Below are 16,540 nucleotides of genomic sequence, written 5' to 3'. Positions count from 1 at the left end.
TAAATAAGAGGTGATATTATGTGGGGAAGAACTGATTTATTAGATGAATCAGATGAAATGGTAAAGCATCGTACAGGCGAGGAGAAAAATAAACTTAAAAACTCCGAAGGAATTACATTCGAAGAAAATCGTGAAGGTGCAGTACTTGTGACATCAATTGAAGTCAATGAAGAAGGAGAAAAGAAATTAGGAAAGAAAAAAGGTAAATATATTACTTTAACGGATTTGACGGTGAGTCCGGACCAAGAGGATAGTTTCAAACCCTTAGAAAAAATATTTATCGAAAAACTTAGAGAGATGCATCATGATTTAAATCTATCGAAGGACTCAAAAATATTAATCATTGGATTAGGTAATGCAACTATAACTCCTGATGCCATTGGTCCAAAGGCAATTGAGTATTTACAAAGTTCTTCATTGACTGAAAGTGCTGAACGGGTAAAAGTAGTGATGTATGCTCCAGGGGTAACTGGACAAACAGGTTTTGAGACAAGTGATTTTGTAGAAGCAATTAGTAAAGCATATAAACCAGATCTAATCATTGTGTTAGATGCTTTAGCAGCTAGAAATAGCGAACGCCTATGTAAAACTATTCAGCTGACAAATACAGGAATACATCCAGGATCAGGTGTAGGAAATCAACGAAAAGAAATATCGGAAGAAGTATATGGGGTGCCAGTAACAGCTATAGGTATTCCGATGGTTGTGGATGGACCAGTTTTATATGCTGATGCAATGGAGCAAGTCATTCATTATATTGCTTCTAAGGTGGAGGAAAAAGGGCGACCTTCCTCTGCATTAGCGGTAACGCCGATGGTTTCTAATAAAAAACCGAACATCGACAAATCTGTACTTCAACCAATTTTTGGAGAATGGGTTACGTGGTCTACGGAAGAAAAAAGAAAGTTGTTTGAAGAAGTATTTGTCGGTAAAAACCCATCCCTATTTGTAACCCCTAAAGAAACGGATGCTTGGGTTGAACACTATGCATATATATTGTCTAATGGGATAGAAAGTTGGATTACAACTAGATAAAGTGTTCTAAAATTGCCGCTCTCTTCATACGATTGTGTGAGGAGAGTGGAAATTATGGCTAAGTCCTTAAAGAATGTAGTTAGCATTTTATTACTTTTATTTTTAGCACCAATTATTATTGCAACCGTCCAAACGCCTCTTTTCCCGCAACAAAAGCAACAAACCGCAACAAAAGAAGTAACACCAAAAGAGGAGAGTACTACTGCAGTCGTCTACGCCGCGCAGTTAGAAACAAAAACTGCTGCTCCCGAAATTTTAGAACCTAAAAAAGCATTTGTTTATTTTACCCATTCTCAAGAAGCCTATAAGCCTATACTAGCTGCTAAGGGTGAGAAAATTGCAACGTACCATTCAGAAAACAATATTACGTCCTTCCAAGAGCAGATAACTGCTCAATTTGCAGTTCATCAATTAGAAACCGATATTTTGGGACCAGAGAGTACAGGAGATGCGAAACAATATGATTCAATAAGACCTTTTGTTCAACAAGCAATTGGGCAGAAAGAATATGATATTATTTTAGATATTCATAGGGATTCCGCAAAAGCAAATGTGACGACGCTTATAAATGGAGAAGAACGCTATGCTAAATTTATATTTGTTATTGGCCGAGAGCACCCCAATTATAAATGGAATGAACAACTCGCACAAAATCTCTCTGATCAACTTAATAAATTAGTTCCTGGAATTTCACGAGGAATTCTACCACGAGAAGGAAAGGGAGTAGACGGTGTATACAATCAAGACCTTTCCAAAATTTTACTCAATGTAGAATTGGGTGGCATCGATAATAATGAACAGGAATTAAATCGTTCTATTGCAGTTTTAGCAAAAGCAATATCTAATATGTTAAATGAAGATTTACCAATATAAGTAAACAATAAGAGATGAAGCAATTATGCTTCATCTCTTTTCATAAGGAATATATACTCGTAGATTGTGTTATTAAGAGGTTTTTGATAAGATTAAAGTCTGGCGAAAAATTATATATTTTAAAATACATAAAAGTATATTAAATAGTGAAACCCGAACAACGTTGATATCCACTCAGCACGACATCAATTAATTATGGGTTCAACTCAATTTAAACAATCTAGAATGTACATACAATGATACAGTAATATTTTTTAAACAATCCTTTATCTGTTATAATGCAAGTAGTTTAATTAGGAGTGAACAAGTATGAATAATGATGAGAGACTGGCACGACAGAAGAAAATACGTAATTTTTCGATTATTGCCCATATTGATCATGGGAAATCGACACTTGCGGATCGTATCTTAGAAAAAACGCAAACGGTAACATCTCGAGAAATGCAGAGCCAATTACTCGATTCAATGGATCTTGAACGTGAACGTGGTATTACTATAAAATTGAATGCTGTTCAATTGACTTATAATGCAAAAGACGGTGAAGAGTACATCTTCCATCTTATTGATACTCCAGGTCATGTCGATTTCACCTATGAGGTGTCTCGTAGCTTAGCTGCCTGTGAAGGTGCTATTTTAGTTGTAGATGCAGCACAGGGAATTGAAGCACAGACACTTGCAAATGTTTATTTGGCTTTAGATAATGATCTTGAAATACTTCCAGTTATCAATAAAATAGATCTTCCAGCTGCAGATCCAGAGCGTGTAAGAGCAGAAGTTGAAGACGTTATTGGTTTGGATGCCTCAGAAGCTGTTTTAGCATCTGCAAAAGCTGGTATTGGTATCGAAGAAATCCTAGAACAAATTGTAGAAAAAGTACCTGCACCATCTGGAGATCCAAATGCCCCTTTAAAGGCTTTGATATTTGACTCATTATTTGATCCTTATCGTGGGGTAATTGTTTATATTCGTATTGTGGAAGGTACAGTTAAACCAGGCGATACGATTAAAATGATGTCTTCTGGCAAGGAATTCGAAGTAGTAGAAACTGGAGTATTTACTCCTAGAACGACACAGCGTTCTGAATTAACTGTTGGTGACGTTGGATTTTTAACAGCTTCGATGAAAAACGTAGGTGACTCAAGTGTCGGTGATACGATTACTTTAGCTAACAATCCTGCTTTGGAACCTTTAGCTGGATATAAAAAAATGAATCCAATGGTTTTCTGTGGGTTATATCCAATTGATAATACGAAATACGTTGATTTACGTGAGGCTCTAGAGAAACTTCAACTGAATGATTCAGCATTAGAGTTCGAACCGGAAACTTCCCAAGCATTAGGTTTTGGATATCGTTGTGGTTTCCTTGGATTATTACATATGGAGATAATTCAGGAGCGTATAGAACGTGAATTTAAGATTGATTTAATTACTACGGCACCTAGTGTTATATATGATGTAAAGCTTACAAACGGAGATACTCTAAAAGTGGACAACCCATCAATGATGCCGGACGTCCAAAAAGTAGATACAATCGAAGAACCATATGTAAAAGCATCTATTATGGTTCCAGAAGATTATGTCGGTTCAGTTATGGAACTTTGTCAACGTAAACGAGGGAACTTTATCACGATGGATTTCTTATCGAAATCACGTGTTAATATTATTTATGAAATTCCTTTATCAGAAGTTGTTTATGACTTCTTTGATGCTTTAAAGTCGAGTACAAAAGGCTATGCTTCTTTTGATTACGACTTAATTGGATATAAGGAATCTAAGTTAGTGAAAATGGATATTTTACTTAACAGTGAGAAAGTGGATGCTCTTAGCTTTATTGTTCACCGTGATTTCGCGTACGAACGTGGGAAGGTTATAGTTGAAAAGCTAAAAGCTCTAATCCCTAGACAACAATTTGAAGTTCCAGTACAAGCTGCTATTGGACAAAAAATTGTCGCTAGGTCTACTATTAAGTCTATCGGTAAAAATGTCTTGGCGAAATGTTACGGTGGAGATATATCTCGTAAACGCAAACTTCTTGATAAACAAAAAGAAGGAAAAAAACGCATGAAGCAAGTAGGTTCTGTAGAAGTTCCTCAGGAAGCATTTATGGCTGTTCTTAAAATGGATGAGCCAAATAAGTAAGTGGTATCAATGGTTAGGGGATATTAAGGTTTTACAAAATGGTGGCATTTCCACCGTCTTGCCACCGCTTTTATATTTGGGTGGCAAAGTTTATAATTCTTTTGTGAACATATCCATGACATCAGCGGCATTTCGTTGCATCTTTTCTGTAAGATGAACATAACGATCTTCTGTGATTGAAGCACGACTGTGACCAAGAATTTTTTGCACAGTTTTAGTCGGTAGACCATTTTCAATTAATTTGGTTGCTAATGTATGACGTAATGAATGATAATTAAATTTGAGATTTAATTTTTGAGATATAATGCGAGTGTGATATTTGATTATGGACGGTGTCAAGGGCTGTCCATTTTCTTTCACACATACTCTATCACTTTTTATATAATATTCTCCATATTTTAATCTGTTTTGTTTTTGGCGTATCTTTTCTTTACGTAATAGATCAAGAAGATTATCACCAACAGCAATTGTTCGATAACCTGCTTTTGATTTTAGACTCGCTGGGATCCATTCAGTTCTTCCGTTGTCTTTCTTTTCACCGATTAGCTGTTGATCAACCTCGATGGTCTTTTCTTCAAAATCAATCTTTGACCATTCAAGTCCACAGGTTTCACCAACACGCAATCCAATATTCATTCCAATATGGAAGGGTACATAAAAGTCACTATCTACGCTAATGTGATTATTGAGTAATCTTAAGTTCTCATTTGATTGTATCTTTAAATCCTCTCTAGTTTGCTTTTTAAGCGTATCCATCATTAGTTCGACATATTGCATAGGATTTTCATTAATGTACTTGTAAGGGTAAACTGCATGTCGTAGAGCCTTATTTAAAATACCCATCATGATCTCAACTGTTTTCCTCGCAAAACCTTCACGAACTTTATCATTCACAAATTTTTGTAGTACTTCAGGTGTTAATGCTTTTAGTTTATACTTACCTAACGCAGGAGATATGTGTATACGTATCGTAGTTTCGTAATTATACTGTGTATTCAACTTCAATTTTAATTCGACATATTCTTGCATCCAATAATTTAAATAGTCGTGTAGAGTAATTTCAGATGGTTTAAATACCATTCCTACATTCTCATATTCTATTATTTTTCTTCTTAATACGGTTTGTGCTTCAGATTTTGTTGAAGCTCCTTCAGCTAATCTTTCAATCTTCTTGCGTTTACCTTCTACAATTCCATAATCAAAGTAGTAATACCATGAGTTACCTCTTTTACGTACTCCACCTTTCATATTGTTCACTCCTTTTAATAAAATATTTGATCTGTATGCTATTTTCATAAATTTAGATTAGCAACGCCTCCTTTTATGGGCACAAATGTTCTTTTATAGGTTAAATTTTTTTAATGATGCAGACTTTTCAGAGTTAATAGTTCCTCTGGAACTCCTTTTTCGTTTACAGCATCACAGAGGCTAAAGCCCGAGTCATTACTTTTAAATAATTCATCAGGTAATAAAAGTTCGATTGCGAACGTATTAGCTTCTATTTCGAATCTATCTGTAGTAAATAGAGTATTCTTTCTCAGAAATGAAGTATTGGTATCTGGATGCTGCACAGCATGTCCAAGTTCATGGGCGCAAATGAAAAATTGCTTTTCTTTTGTTTCATTTTGGTTGATATGAATAATAGGTACTCTAAAGTGCTTATCATAATAACCTAATGCTGAACCCAAAGACTCGAATTTAATAATAATCCCCATTAGCTCGGCGATTTTGAAAGGATCATTCGTGCCATGTTTTTGGACTAAATGGCTGACTAAAGACTTGACGGAAGACACAAGCAACACTCCTACTATTTTCTATATTTTTTAGGGGTGAATTTCTGTTTAGCAACCCGTTTAGCTAGTCTTATTGAACTTTCTAAACTTGCTTTTAATAATTCTCTATCTTCTAATTCTTCCTCGCTTAATTCGTCAATAGTTCTACCGTCAAATGCAGCATGTCCACTTGTAGACAAACCATCTAGCATTTTTTGAAGTTCTTTTTGAATGTCTTGTTCATCTTTTTCAGTTAAATCATAGTATCTCTTTTTGTCAGTGCGACCAAGAAGATAGTCTGTACTAACATCAAAGTAGTCTGCAATTGTAGCTAGTTTATCTGAACCAGGTATTTGTGTTTTTAAACGGTAAAGTGTGTTTTTGGAATAACCTAATGACTTTTCCAAGTCGTTAATAGAAATCTTTCTTTCTTCACATAATCTTTTTACTACCTCAAACGTTGTCATATCAACCATCCTTAGTTGCCTGTCAAAAATAATTAAACTTTTAGCATAAAAACAGTTGATTATTTTATGCATATAGTTTAATATTACTGACATAAGCTAATTGGTTAGCTAAAAATAAGTATAAAAAATACGACCTATTAAAACACATTTGGCGTTGGGGAACGGATTAAATGTAGTATTTCAGGCTTTTCATAAGTCTTATTTAGCTATGCTTCTATATTAAACTATACGCATAAAACAAGTCAACACTATTAGTTAATTATTTAGCTTATTTTTTCTAATGCGCTGTGATACCGAGCCAATGACGGTATGAAATAAATGAAATGAGGAGGTTATTTTATGTCAGAAGACCTTGGAGTACAAGTAAGAAGTGAACTATTTAAGAGAAAAATGAAACAGAAAGATCTTGCTGATTTAGTAGGTATTTCAAATGCCTATCTATCTGATATCATCCGTGGACGCAAAGATGGTCCTAAAGCACAAGAACATATAAAACATATTCAAAAAATTTTAAATATTTAATGGGGAGGTTAAAAATCTAATGCCAGAACTACTCGAAGTTTCACAAGTAGCAAAACTTCTTAAATGCAATAAAAACAAAGTGTACGAACTAATTAAATCAGGACATTTACAAGGTTTAAAACTTGGAAGAATGAAAGTATCTACAATTGAAATTGAAAATTTCATGAGGCAATACGTTGGAATGGATTTAACTGATTTGCAAGAAGTAAAAGCTCTTGAGGTTAGTAAATGAATATTTACAGGAAACTCAACTTCTATTTCTTTGGATCCTCAAGAATCCATCTAACAGATGCCTGCTTGTTTTATGGCACTTTTTTAGGTCTTATGGTTTTCGTTTCCGCTTTATTCATTTGGAGTTTATAAGTAAATAGTTTTAAAAGCATTACTTCACACCCGGCATTAAATATTCGAAGAGCGGAGTACGCCACGACGGACCGATTAAATCCCGAGCGACAGCAATAGCCAACGCCATGACCCCGAATCTTTACTGGTGGGTGTGATGTTAAAAGAGAGGTGAAAGAAATGAAAACAACTGCAAGAGATTGGTTATCCAAACCATCTGTTGAACGCCACATGTTACTCCACCAGGCATTTGTTAAAACACAAACGAAAGGACGGGAGAAAAAATGAATCAATTAAAAGTAGTTTCATTGGATGGACAACTTGTAACTGAAAGTCGTGACGTAGCAGAAATGGTTGCGAAAGAACATAAAAATTTACTCCGTGATATTAAAGGGTACGAACAAATTTTACTCGGCTCAACTTTGAGCGCAGCAAAAGCTGGAGAATTCTTCATTCAATCGAGTTACAAAGATTCTACGGGTAGAGAATTACCTTGTTATTTACTCACCAAAAAAGGTTGCGACATGGTAGCAAACAAAATGACTGGTGAAAAAGGTGTTCTCTTTACCGCTGCATATGTCACTATGTTTGAAGAAATGGAACAGCAGCTTAATAAACCAAAATCACAACTTGAAATCATGCAAATGCAAATTGAACAAATGGTAAAACAAGAACAACGATTGAATGAACAAGATAACCGAATCGGCAAAATAGAAACGGAACAACAAAACATAACTGAAATCATTGGACTATCGGTTGTTGAATGGCGCAAGAAAGTCACGAACATTCTAAATCATATCGCCAAAAATAATGGTGGGTTTCAAATGTATCAAGATATTCGAAACGAGAGCTACAAAATGCTTGAGGAAAGAGCTAAGTGTAAATTGAGCATTCGTGTAACGAATAAACAAAAAGTGATGGCGTTAAATGGTGTACCAAAATCGACGGTAAATAAAGTTTCTAAATTGGATGCTATTTCAGAGGATGCTAGGTTAACAGAAATATATCTGGCGATTGTGAAAGAACTTGCTATAAAATACCGTGTTTCTATTACGGATTTAGAGGTGATCTGATTGGCTGAAAGTAAAACAAAAAAACTTAACAGGTTCAAAGTCAAACGGCATCAAATTCAAATGATAATTATTGACCTCTGTGTAAAAAGCTCATTTATAACAAGTTTAAGCATCGAACAATCAACTTCAATAAACAACCAGATTAAGAAGCTTGGGAAAAAGAAGGAGTTGTATGATCGCAAAATCAAAGAATTGGAGGTAGTGATATATGAAAAACGGCAAGAAGCTAACGCTGGCACAACGTAAATATTTGGATTCAATCGGCTTGCAATCTAGTGATTGGTTACTAGTTAAGAAGCAATCGGAAATGTGGACTCTAGCACATCGACTTACTGGACAAGCCAAAGAAGTATATGCACCAACTAATTAATTTGAGGGAGATGAAAAGGATGGAAAAATTACTAATTAAACTATCACAGTGGTTTTCGGATGAACAAGAAATACTGGCTCAACTAGCTCATGATGTAGCAACTTCAGACACTGTAGAGGATATGGTTACTGCAAAACAAGTTTACATGGTTCAAGAAGTGAAAGTAAATGCAATTCAAGAAGCAATACGCTTTGCAGAATTTGAACAAGAAGAAAATGAACAAAATTAAAACCCGTTGTTGGCGCAACGAGTTTGGGTTCTTACACAATAATCTACCTACAGTGTATACGAGGACCCTCTAAAATGTCAAAGGAGGAAAACAATGAAAAAAGTAAAACTGCTATCGCAAAACCTTGAAAACTTCAAGGGATTAAAAAAGTTCTCGTTTGTTTCGAACGGAAAAAGTGTCCGTATTTTGGGGGACAACGCTACTGGCAAGACGACTTTGTTTGATAATTTCAATTGGTTGTTGTTTGACAAAGATTCACAGAACAAAAAAGATTTTGCTATTAAATCGCTCGAATCTACCGGTGAAGAAGTTCATAACCTTAATCACATTGGTGAAGCAACTTTTGATATCGATGGTACAGAAGTGACTTTGAAGAAAGTGTATACAGAGGACTGGGTGCAAAAGCGTGGTGCTGCTAACAAAGAATTTAGTGGTCATAAAACAAAATATTACATCGATGAAGTACCAAAAAAGAAAAAAGAATACGTGGATTTTGTAGCTGGGATTGTTGAGGAAGAGTTATTCAAATTAATCACTAGCCCAACGTATTTTAACGAACAGATTAAATGGCAGGACCGCAGAAAACTGCTTATTGAAATTTGTGGAGATATATCGGATGAAGATGTATTTGCTTCTGACAACCAATTGAAAGGTCTTGAACTGATCCTAAAAGGGCGTTCACTAGAAGATCATCGGAAGGTAGTTGCTGAACGTAGAAAAATCATTAACGAAGATTTAAGAATGATTCCAGTTCGTATTGATGAAGTAAATAAATCATTCCCAGAAGGATCAATAGATGTTGAGGCTGTTCGTAGTGAATTAGCTGATATCGAAACACAAATTGATGATAACAAAACGTTGATCAACAATATTCAAAACGGACAAGCTTTGCAGTCTAAAGAGTTGGAGTTGAAGAAGGTCGAGAACGACCTAGAAACTGTTAAACGTGCATTTGAATCGGATTCAAAAGAAAAGCTATACCAACTACAAGCTAAGCTACAAGAGGAACAAGGGAACTTAAAAATTCTTGATATGAAGGTAGCTGAACAAAAGCGAACTACCGAATTTGCAAATAGCAATATTAAGCGAATCGAAGAGGATTTAGTACAGCTCCGGGATGAGTGGAAGCAAATCAATACTCAACAATTTGATCATGTTGATGAATGTGTTTGTCCAACTTGTGAGCAGGACTTACCAGCTAATCAAATTGAGTCTACACGATTAAAAGCACTCGAGTCATTCAACGCAAAAAAGGCTGCCAATTTAGCGGAAATTGATAGTAAAGGTAAGTCTATTGCACAAAAGAAAAAACAGTTTATTGAAGATATAGAAAAAGCCGCTTCGAATATTGAGAAAATGGAGGGCATCCGAAGCGAAAAAGTAGAGCAAATTGTAAAGCTTACTGGTGAGACAGAGTCTTTAAGTGGTAGCTTAATGGAGGTTTCGGAATCACCAGAATATCTAAAGTTTATGAACATGAAGCTAGCTTTAGTACAAGAAATTGCATTAATTAAAAATCAGTCTGTACAAGCTATTCAAGATATTAAAGATGCAAATATTCAACTGGAAGCAAAGAAGCGTGAGATTAATACAGAAATCGCTAAGTATGCCAACGTTGACAATTTGAAAACTCGTATTAACGAATATGAGGATCAAGAAGAAGCTCTTACAAAAGAGTATCAAAAGTTAGAGCACCAGGTATTTCTAACGGAAGAATTTATCCGCAGAAAAATTGAGCTCTTAACAGAAAAAATCAACTCTAAATTCAAACTGGCTCGCTTCAAATTGTTTGATAACCAAATTAACGGTGGATTGAATGAAGTTTGTGAAACGACTTACAACGGAGTTCCTTACAGTTCATTAAATAACGCAATGCGGATAAATGTTGGCCTAGACATTATCGAAACCCTATCTAATCACTTTGGAATCGTCGCTCCTATCTTCGTGGATAATGCTGAGGCAGTTACAAAGCTAAATGCCATAGATGCACAGATTATTAGTTTGGTAGTTTCAGAGGAAGATAAAACGCTGAGAGTGGAGGGGAAATAAATGCCTGAATACAACATTGCAGAAAGCGTTAAAGCACAGAGTGAATACTGTAAAACGAACGGTGCTCCACATTTTGCTCCAAGAGGTGGTAGCTGTTGGAAATGTAACAAAAATATATACGAACCAATCGAAAGAAAATTTAAAGATTATTTATCCGGAGAAGAAAAAACTCGCACAACCGGAATCACCGTAGAAGAAGCTGGGAGCCAATTAGTTACGGGTTGTCCGCATTGCAATCGAAGTTATTGTGATTGATAGAACGTCTAACTGGAAGTGTATTAACTTAAAAAATAAATGCGGTATTTGTATCCATTACACTCCATTTATCAAAGATGCGAAGTATACCGCTCGCGGTCATTGTGGGCTGAACGGAATTTATAAACAAAGAACAGAATCATGCTTGAAATTCAAAAGAAAGGAGCTAATTGAATGACTCACACTCCAGGTAAATGGAAGTTAGGACAGATTTCAGACACGATAGTCACGGATATTTTGCCTAATACTAGCATCACTGAAATTCACTATTACGGTGGTGGTGTTATAGCAGAAACTGTTCATCCAAGAGACAGACATTTAATTTCTGCAGCGCCAGAAATGTACTTCGCTCTTTGCGAAGTAATGAAATATCAGAACGACGAAATCCATCGATTAGATATTTGGGAACTTGTCGAGAAAGCACTCAAAAAAGCAAAGGGAGAGATTGAATAATGACTAATCAAATACAAGAGCAAAATAATCAACCAGCTGAATCAAATAAACAGAATGCCATAGTGACGCAAGTAGCTAAAAAGGTTCAAAAGATGGTAGAGGACAATCAGATAAATATACCAGGTAATTACTCAATCGTGAACGCAGTACAAGCAGCTTATTTCAAATTAACTGAAGTGGACTTTAAAAAGAAAACAGCAGTGATTGATAGTGCAACAACAGAAAGTGTTGCTTTTTCTTTGCAAGACATGGCGATCCAAGCATTAAGTGTCGCAAAAAATCAAGGTTATTTCATTGTATACGGCGATAAGATGCAATTTGTACGCTCATACCACGGAACACAAGCGGTACTTAAAAGATTATCTGGAGTAAAAGACGTATGGGCAAATGTCATTTGGAAAGGTGAAACGTTCGAAGTTGAATATAACGAACGTGGGCAGTTGGCTTTTAAAGCACATACAGTTGACTGGAAGGCGGCGACTGGCAAAAAAGAAGATATCGAAGGAGCTTATTGCATTATCGAGCGCGAAGATGGTGTTCAGTTCTTAACTGTTATGACTAACGCAGAAATAAAAACATCTTGGTCGCAGTCCTCTATGACATCAGTACAGGACAAGTATCCACAAGAAATGGCGAAACGTACAGTGATTAATCGAGCTGCTAAAGCCTTCATTAATACTTCAGATGATAGCGATTTATTTATCGGTGCTATTAATCGTACTACGGAAAATGAATTTGAAAATGAAAGAAAAGAAATTAACCCAGAAGCGGAAATTAAAAAGAATGCAAATAAAGAAGAATTAGATATTAAACCAGATAAGCCAATCATTGAAATGCCTGTTAAAGAGGTAGTTACAGAACCAGAGCCTATTCCAGTTAAGGAACCAGAACAAGAAGAACCAAAGAAAAATGAAGTTAAAGAGCCTGCTTGGTAATGATTGAAATTCAAACCTTAGCAACAGGAAGTACTGGTAATGCCTACTACGTGACGGATGGGGTAACTCCCATCTTGATCGAGTGCGGTATAACATTCAAACAGATACAACGGAAATTAAACTTTCAAACTACCGATATAGTTGCTTGTTTAGTAACGCATGAACACAAAGATCATTGTGCCGGGTTAAGTGGAGTATTAGGCGCAGGAATCAGAAGTTACATGTCCAAGGGGACAAGAGATGCAATCGGTATTAAACATCATCGAATTAAGACAGTAGAGAACAAGAAACAATTTGTTATTGGTACATGGACCATATTGCCATTTGATGTGCAGCACGATGTAGCTGAACCATTTGGATTCTTGTTAGTTAATCAAGCAGGGGACAAGCTTCTATTTGCTACTGATACCTATTACATCAAATACAAGTTCCAGGGGCTTACACACCTAATGATCGAGTGTAACTATTGTCAATCGGTACTAGATGTTAATGAACAGACCGGCCGTATTCACCCATCAATGAGAAAGCGTGTGATGAAGTCACATTTCAGTATGGAAAATGTGATTGAATTTCTAAAAGCTAATGATCTATCCAAGCTTCAAGAAATTTGGTTGCTGCATCTTTCAGATACGAATAGTAATGAAGAATTAATCAGAAATGAAGTTGCGAAGGTGACGGGGAAGTTGATTCACATTCCATAACAACCTGCAGGAGAAAGGAGGGAAAGCAGTATGGCAGGATGGATTAGTTTACACAGAAAAATGATAGATAACCCCATCTATTCTAATGCCTTCATGCTGAAACTCTGGATCCATTGTTTGCTGAAAGCTACTCATACAGAACACAACCAATTGGTAGGAAATCAGATGATCAAATTGGAACCAGGGCAATTCGTCACTGGTAGAAATGCACTATATGAAGAATTCAACAAAGGGGCAAAGAAAGATGAAATGATTTCAGCAATAACCCTTTGGAGATGGTTGAAGAACTTCGAAGAATGGGAAATGTTGAACATCAAAACAACCACTAAATATAGCGTGGTTACTGTAGTTAATTGGTCTGAACATCAGGGGCATGAACAACAAGTGAACAACAAACGAACAGCAGATGAACAACAGATGAACAGCAAGCGAACAACAGATGAACAACAAGTGAACACAAACAATAATGTTAATAATGTAAACAATGATAATAAAGATAATAATATAAAACCCTCTCGTCAAAAACGAGTTTTCGACAAAGATTCAGATGAAATGAAATTAGTAGAATTCTTTATTCAAGAGATTCGAAAGAATAGTTCTGATTTTAAAGATCCTAATTTACAAAACTGGTGTGATGAATTTAGAAAGATCATTGACCTGGATAAAAGAGATAAAGGTGAAGTATCCAAACTAATTAGATGGGTACAATCAGATGATTTCGAAAAAGCGAATGTTTTATCTCCATCCAAACTTAGAAAGCGATATGACGCTCTCAAAATTAAAATGCTTATTCCGCCAAAGCAAAAACAATCGAGAGAGAAAGTGCCTGATTGGTTTGGAAAGAAGGATGAAACGCAACCAGCACCGGTTAAAGAAGATCCGAATATTGCTGATATGCGAGAAAAATTATTAAAAGACTTAGGGAGGTTGAATAAGAATGACTGAGAAAGTGAAATTGACGCAGGAACAGGCAGAGGCGATTGAGTATTTGAAAAAAGGAAAGTTTTCCGACGAGAGTATTATCGGCGCTCACGCAAGGAACCCGAATGGATGGATTTTAGAAGCGAATGTAAACCTTAACAGAATGCCATTGCTCAAACTAGTGGACGCGCTACGTATCGGTTATGAAGTCGAACAGCAGTTCAAAGTTGGGAATTGGGTTGTCCGAAAAACTAATCAAGAGGATGAACGTTTGCCTTTTAGAACTGGAAGAGTTTTTAAAATAAAAGGTTTTATAAATGGTCATTACCTGGATAATGAAGAATTTCGACACGATTCAGAAGCATTGAGATATGCAACTTCAGAAGAAATTAAAGCTGAAATAGAACGACAGTTGTGGAAATCAATTGGTCGTGAAGTTGGAGAACTAAAAGAAAATGACTTAGTTATTTATGAAAATAAATATTTTCGATTGTTCAAGAATATGGGATGCGAAATTTACGGCTTCCATATGGATCCTGTGTATGCATCAAAATTATATGGCAACGGAAACTTAAAAGGTTTTTACCCAGCTGAATCATTCATCTCATTTGAAAGTGTGGAAGAAGGATGAGTTATCGAGAAGACTATGTCAATACTGCATCCAAGCCAATAGAAGTGATACACAAAGACTTTCGAGTTGTCAACGTGATTGAGTCCTGTGATAACACCTTAAAACAGCCTCACCAAATTGTTTTTGTTGTATCTAAATCAAGAGGATTTGAGGATTACAAAAAAGTGCTGAGACACACTTCTCGTTCAAATAAACCAGATTTTAGATTGACTCCATATAGCGAACACTTATTATCTGCAATGTTTAAGGGGTGGTAAATATGAAGCCAGCTGAACGAAAAAAGCTGAATGAATATAGAGCAAAGGTTAAAGGTTATCGTATTCGCTTGATGGCTTTAGCAAATAAAGTGCCCAACGTAAATGAGTTGTGGCAAAACGAGGACAAGATGGTTCAGTTCTTTGAAAGTAAAGAAGTGGAAAAGTATGAAGCTATGTTGAGTTCTAATGAGAGTCGTGGGAAATCAGCAGAAGTTAAGAAAAAGCCATTAATTAAAACAGAATTAACGGTTGAGAAATTCAAAGAGCTTAAGGCTGCATATGTGAATGATAAAACCATCATGAAGGATTTCGGTATGAATGCTAGTCAATTAAACGCATGGAAGAAAGCAAATGGTGTAATCGGTATGAGTATCCCAAAAGGTGCAGGAGCGTTAGTGAAAAAAGTACAAGAAAAGGAGGCTACAGTCGTGACTACAGCCATTGATTATCAAGCGGAACTAAATATAGCTCTACGACAAATAAAGGCGCTAGAGAGTGATATTGAGAGTTACAAACTACAATCCACTAGTTTGAGAGAAAAAGAAGACATGCTTCAAAAGAAAGGTAGTGCCCTGCAGAGTCAAATCGAGCGTAATAGCCAATTGATGTTGCAATCTGCTGATGCTCAAAAGGGTGAAAGAGAGGCTAGGCAGGAGCTAATCGATTACCAGGATGAATACAGAAAGCTTGAAGTTGATTATCGCAATCAATCTACTGAAATGGCTAGGTACAAAACAATGCTAGACCGTTTGAAACATACAGAACAAATCAACGTTTGGCTTATGAAACAACACATTGGATTCGTTGAGCAAGCAGACGATAGAGCGGAGGCTTTTAGCTAATGAATCTAGCGAAGCTATTTGAAACTCAAAGATTACTTGATGAACACATTTTAGACGAACACCCTGAGCTGAAAGGACAAAACAATTTGGATTGGAAGATACTTGCCCTTCAAGTTGAGCTGGGTGAATGTGCTAATGAATGGCGAGGATTTAAGAAGTGGAGTAATGACCAAGAGCCGAGAACTAGTGGTGGATACGATAACGGCAGAAAATGCACTTGCTCTGAATGTGCAAGTAAAAATCCACTCCTAGAAGAATACGTAGACTGCATACATTTCATCTTGTCGATTGGGTTGGAATTTGATAATTACCCATTGAATTTGAATTACGAGGTTTTAGGGTTCATTGAGGAAGCTTGGAACACAAAAAATACAATTGAACAGTTCCAAGTTGTTTACAAGAATATCACTGATTTTTCATCTACTTGCGATGAATTGGAATATATCGAGTTAGTTTCACAGTTTTTAGGTCTAGGTGAAATGCTAGGCTTCACATGGGAACAAATCGAACAAGCTTATTACGATAAAAATGCAATTAATCACGAACGTCAAGCCACTGGCTACTAGGATGTGATCCACATTGCTAATCACGACACTATTCAAAACTATAGACCGCCGTAATTTTATTATTTGTGGACACTTATCTAAACAAGAGATAGCTAGTTTGAGAGATGA

At 36.0% G+C, this 16,540-nt stretch carries 21 protein-coding genes; 18 read left to right on the top strand and 3 right to left on the bottom strand.

Translation table 11 applies throughout. The features are described 5' to 3' along the window. Positions 1-18: 18 nt before the first annotated feature. From gpr to lepA, 3 genes are all read left to right on the top strand, one after another. Positions 19-1,035, top strand: coding sequence for a GPR endopeptidase (gene gpr, locus MKY29_RS13050; RefSeq protein ID WP_090563858.1), 1,017 nt, complete (start codon positions 19-21; stop codon positions 1,033-1,035). A gap of 54 nt (positions 1,036-1,089) precedes the next feature. Beyond that, complete coding sequence (spoIIP, locus tag MKY29_RS13045; protein ID WP_241596533.1) at positions 1,090-1,908, top strand: stage II sporulation protein P; 819 nt, start codon at positions 1,090-1,092, stop codon at positions 1,906-1,908. A 309-nt stretch (positions 1,909-2,217) separates the two neighbouring features. Beyond that, a complete protein-coding gene (lepA, locus tag MKY29_RS13040; protein ID WP_090563854.1) occupies positions 2,218-4,047 on the top strand; it encodes a translation elongation factor 4 in 1,830 nt (609 codons plus the stop codon). A gap of 90 nt (positions 4,048-4,137) precedes the next feature. Here the strand turns inward: lepA and MKY29_RS13035 are convergent, their stop codons facing one another. The 3 genes from MKY29_RS13035 to MKY29_RS13025 form a co-directional block, all read right to left on the bottom strand. Continuing rightward, complete coding sequence (locus MKY29_RS13035) at positions 4,138-5,295, bottom strand: tyrosine-type recombinase/integrase (RefSeq protein WP_340880036.1); 1,158 nt, start codon at positions 5,293-5,295, stop codon at positions 4,138-4,140. 110 nt (positions 5,296-5,405) lie between these two features. Further along, positions 5,406-5,840: an ImmA/IrrE family metallo-endopeptidase gene (locus MKY29_RS13030; protein WP_241596530.1), complete on the bottom strand. Its 435-nt coding sequence runs from the start codon at positions 5,838-5,840 to the stop codon at positions 5,406-5,408. Positions 5,841-5,854: 14 nt separating this feature from the next. Next, positions 5,855-6,286 (bottom strand): helix-turn-helix domain-containing protein, encoded by a 432-nt coding sequence (locus tag MKY29_RS13025; protein ID WP_340880035.1) that lies wholly within the window; start codon positions 6,284-6,286, stop codon positions 5,855-5,857. A 339-nt stretch (positions 6,287-6,625) separates the two neighbouring features. Here MKY29_RS13025 and MKY29_RS13020 point away from each other — a divergent pair, with 339 nt between their 5' ends. The 15 genes from MKY29_RS13020 to MKY29_RS12950 all read left to right on the top strand — a co-directional run bounded on the left by MKY29_RS13020 (position 6,626) and on the right by MKY29_RS12950 (position 16,432). Then, positions 6,626-6,808, top strand: a complete 183-nt coding sequence (locus MKY29_RS13020; RefSeq protein ID WP_340880034.1) for a helix-turn-helix domain-containing protein — start codon at positions 6,626-6,628, stop codon at positions 6,806-6,808. 19 nt (positions 6,809-6,827) lie between these two features. Next, positions 6,828-7,040: a helix-turn-helix domain-containing protein gene (locus MKY29_RS13015; RefSeq protein ID WP_241596521.1), complete on the top strand. Its 213-nt coding sequence runs from the start codon at positions 6,828-6,830 to the stop codon at positions 7,038-7,040. A gap of 394 nt (positions 7,041-7,434) precedes the next feature. Next, entirely contained in the window at positions 7,435-8,223 is a 789-nt protein-coding gene (locus MKY29_RS13010; RefSeq protein WP_340880033.1) for a Rha family transcriptional regulator, read from the top strand. Positions 8,224-8,431: 208 nt separating this feature from the next. Continuing rightward, a complete protein-coding gene (locus MKY29_RS13005) occupies positions 8,432-8,593 on the top strand; it encodes a DUF6906 family protein (RefSeq protein WP_241596505.1) in 162 nt (53 codons plus the stop codon). A 19-nt stretch (positions 8,594-8,612) separates the two neighbouring features. After that, positions 8,613-8,822 carry a hypothetical protein gene (locus tag MKY29_RS13000; protein ID WP_340880032.1) on the top strand — a complete coding sequence of 70 codons (210 nt, stop codon included), beginning with the start codon at positions 8,613-8,615 and terminating at the stop codon, positions 8,820-8,822. Between the two features lie 93 nt (positions 8,823-8,915). After that, entirely contained in the window at positions 8,916-10,871 is a 1,956-nt protein-coding gene (locus MKY29_RS12995; RefSeq protein WP_340880031.1) for an AAA family ATPase, read from the top strand. Next, positions 10,872-11,126 carry a hypothetical protein gene (locus MKY29_RS12990; protein WP_340880030.1) on the top strand — a complete coding sequence of 85 codons (255 nt, stop codon included), beginning with the start codon at positions 10,872-10,874 and terminating at the stop codon, positions 11,124-11,126. Positions 11,127-11,300: 174 nt separating this feature from the next. Beyond that, the gene (locus MKY29_RS12985; protein WP_340880029.1) at positions 11,301-11,579 is read left to right on the top strand and encodes a hypothetical protein; all 279 of its coding nucleotides are present in this window, start codon (positions 11,301-11,303) and stop codon (positions 11,577-11,579) included. Continuing rightward, positions 11,579-12,514 carry a RecT family recombinase gene (locus tag MKY29_RS12980; protein WP_340880028.1) on the top strand — a complete coding sequence of 312 codons (936 nt, stop codon included), beginning with the start codon at positions 11,579-11,581 and terminating at the stop codon, positions 12,512-12,514. Before MKY29_RS12985 ends, MKY29_RS12980 begins: the two co-directional genes overlap by 1 nt. Continuing rightward, complete coding sequence (locus MKY29_RS12975) at positions 12,514-13,215, top strand: MBL fold metallo-hydrolase (RefSeq protein ID WP_340880027.1); 702 nt, start codon at positions 12,514-12,516, stop codon at positions 13,213-13,215. The genes MKY29_RS12980 and MKY29_RS12975 overlap by 1 nt, the downstream gene beginning before the upstream one ends. Positions 13,216-13,245: 30 nt before the next feature. Then, a complete protein-coding gene (locus MKY29_RS12970; protein WP_340880026.1) occupies positions 13,246-14,160 on the top strand; it encodes a replication protein in 915 nt (304 codons plus the stop codon). Further along, the gene (locus MKY29_RS12965) at positions 14,153-14,767 is read left to right on the top strand and encodes a hypothetical protein (protein ID WP_340880025.1); all 615 of its coding nucleotides are present in this window, start codon (positions 14,153-14,155) and stop codon (positions 14,765-14,767) included. The genes MKY29_RS12970 and MKY29_RS12965 overlap by 8 nt, the downstream gene beginning before the upstream one ends. Then, positions 14,764-15,024 (top strand): hypothetical protein, encoded by a 261-nt coding sequence (locus MKY29_RS12960; protein ID WP_340880024.1) that lies wholly within the window; start codon positions 14,764-14,766, stop codon positions 15,022-15,024. The genes MKY29_RS12965 and MKY29_RS12960 overlap by 4 nt, the downstream gene beginning before the upstream one ends. A 2-nt stretch (positions 15,025-15,026) precedes the next feature. Further along, positions 15,027-15,866: a hypothetical protein gene (locus MKY29_RS12955; RefSeq protein WP_340880023.1), complete on the top strand. Its 840-nt coding sequence runs from the start codon at positions 15,027-15,029 to the stop codon at positions 15,864-15,866. Continuing rightward, positions 15,866-16,432 carry a dUTP diphosphatase gene (locus MKY29_RS12950; RefSeq protein WP_340880022.1) on the top strand — a complete coding sequence of 189 codons (567 nt, stop codon included), beginning with the start codon at positions 15,866-15,868 and terminating at the stop codon, positions 16,430-16,432. Before MKY29_RS12955 ends, MKY29_RS12950 begins: the two co-directional genes overlap by 1 nt. Positions 16,433-16,540: the final 108 nt, after the last annotated feature.

It is taken from the genome of Psychrobacillus sp. FSL K6-2365 (genome assembly GCF_038003165.1).
GTDB lineage: Bacteria > Bacillota > Bacilli > Bacillales_A > Planococcaceae > Psychrobacillus > Psychrobacillus psychrodurans.
The sequence above is the reverse complement of the archived record's forward strand: the minus strand, read 5'-3'. Positions and strand labels throughout refer to the sequence as shown.

Bases quoted from the DNA above. Each gene is read 5' to 3' on its own strand.
- MKY29_RS13020 (WP_340880034.1), top strand. From the start codon at position 6,626: ATGTCAGAAGACCTTGGAGTACAAGTAAGAAGTGAACTATTTAAGAGA.
- MKY29_RS13025 (WP_340880035.1), bottom strand. From the start codon at position 6,286: ATGACAACGTTTGAGGTAGTAAAAAGATTATGTGAAGAAAGAAAGATT.
- MKY29_RS13035 (WP_340880036.1), bottom strand. From the start codon at position 5,295: ATGAAAGGTGGAGTACGTAAAAGAGGTAACTCATGGTATTACTACTTT.
- MKY29_RS12960 (WP_340880024.1), top strand. From the start codon at position 14,764: ATGAGTTATCGAGAAGACTATGTCAATACTGCATCCAAGCCAATAGAA.
- MKY29_RS12950 (WP_340880022.1), top strand. From the start codon at position 15,866: ATGAATCTAGCGAAGCTATTTGAAACTCAAAGATTACTTGATGAACAC.
- MKY29_RS12995 (WP_340880031.1), top strand. From the start codon at position 8,916: ATGAAAAAAGTAAAACTGCTATCGCAAAACCTTGAAAACTTCAAGGGA.
- MKY29_RS13015 (WP_241596521.1), top strand. From the start codon at position 6,828: ATGCCAGAACTACTCGAAGTTTCACAAGTAGCAAAACTTCTTAAATGC.
- lepA (WP_090563854.1), top strand. From the start codon at position 2,218: ATGAATAATGATGAGAGACTGGCACGACAGAAGAAAATACGTAATTTT.
- MKY29_RS12985 (WP_340880029.1), top strand. From the start codon at position 11,301: ATGACTCACACTCCAGGTAAATGGAAGTTAGGACAGATTTCAGACACG.
- MKY29_RS13010 (WP_340880033.1), top strand. From the start codon at position 7,435: ATGAATCAATTAAAAGTAGTTTCATTGGATGGACAACTTGTAACTGAA.
- MKY29_RS12975 (WP_340880027.1), top strand. From the start codon at position 12,514: ATGATTGAAATTCAAACCTTAGCAACAGGAAGTACTGGTAATGCCTAC.
- MKY29_RS12970 (WP_340880026.1), top strand. From the start codon at position 13,246: ATGGCAGGATGGATTAGTTTACACAGAAAAATGATAGATAACCCCATC.
- spoIIP (WP_241596533.1), top strand. From the start codon at position 1,090: ATGGCTAAGTCCTTAAAGAATGTAGTTAGCATTTTATTACTTTTATTT.
- MKY29_RS13005 (WP_241596505.1), top strand. From the start codon at position 8,432: ATGAAAAACGGCAAGAAGCTAACGCTGGCACAACGTAAATATTTGGAT.
- MKY29_RS12955 (WP_340880023.1), top strand. From the start codon at position 15,027: ATGAAGCCAGCTGAACGAAAAAAGCTGAATGAATATAGAGCAAAGGTT.
- gpr (WP_090563858.1), top strand. From the start codon at position 19: ATGTGGGGAAGAACTGATTTATTAGATGAATCAGATGAAATGGTAAAG.
- MKY29_RS12980 (WP_340880028.1), top strand. From the start codon at position 11,579: ATGACTAATCAAATACAAGAGCAAAATAATCAACCAGCTGAATCAAAT.
- MKY29_RS12990 (WP_340880030.1), top strand. From the start codon at position 10,872: ATGCCTGAATACAACATTGCAGAAAGCGTTAAAGCACAGAGTGAATAC.
- MKY29_RS13000 (WP_340880032.1), top strand. From the start codon at position 8,613: ATGGAAAAATTACTAATTAAACTATCACAGTGGTTTTCGGATGAACAA.
- MKY29_RS12965 (WP_340880025.1), top strand. From the start codon at position 14,153: ATGACTGAGAAAGTGAAATTGACGCAGGAACAGGCAGAGGCGATTGAG.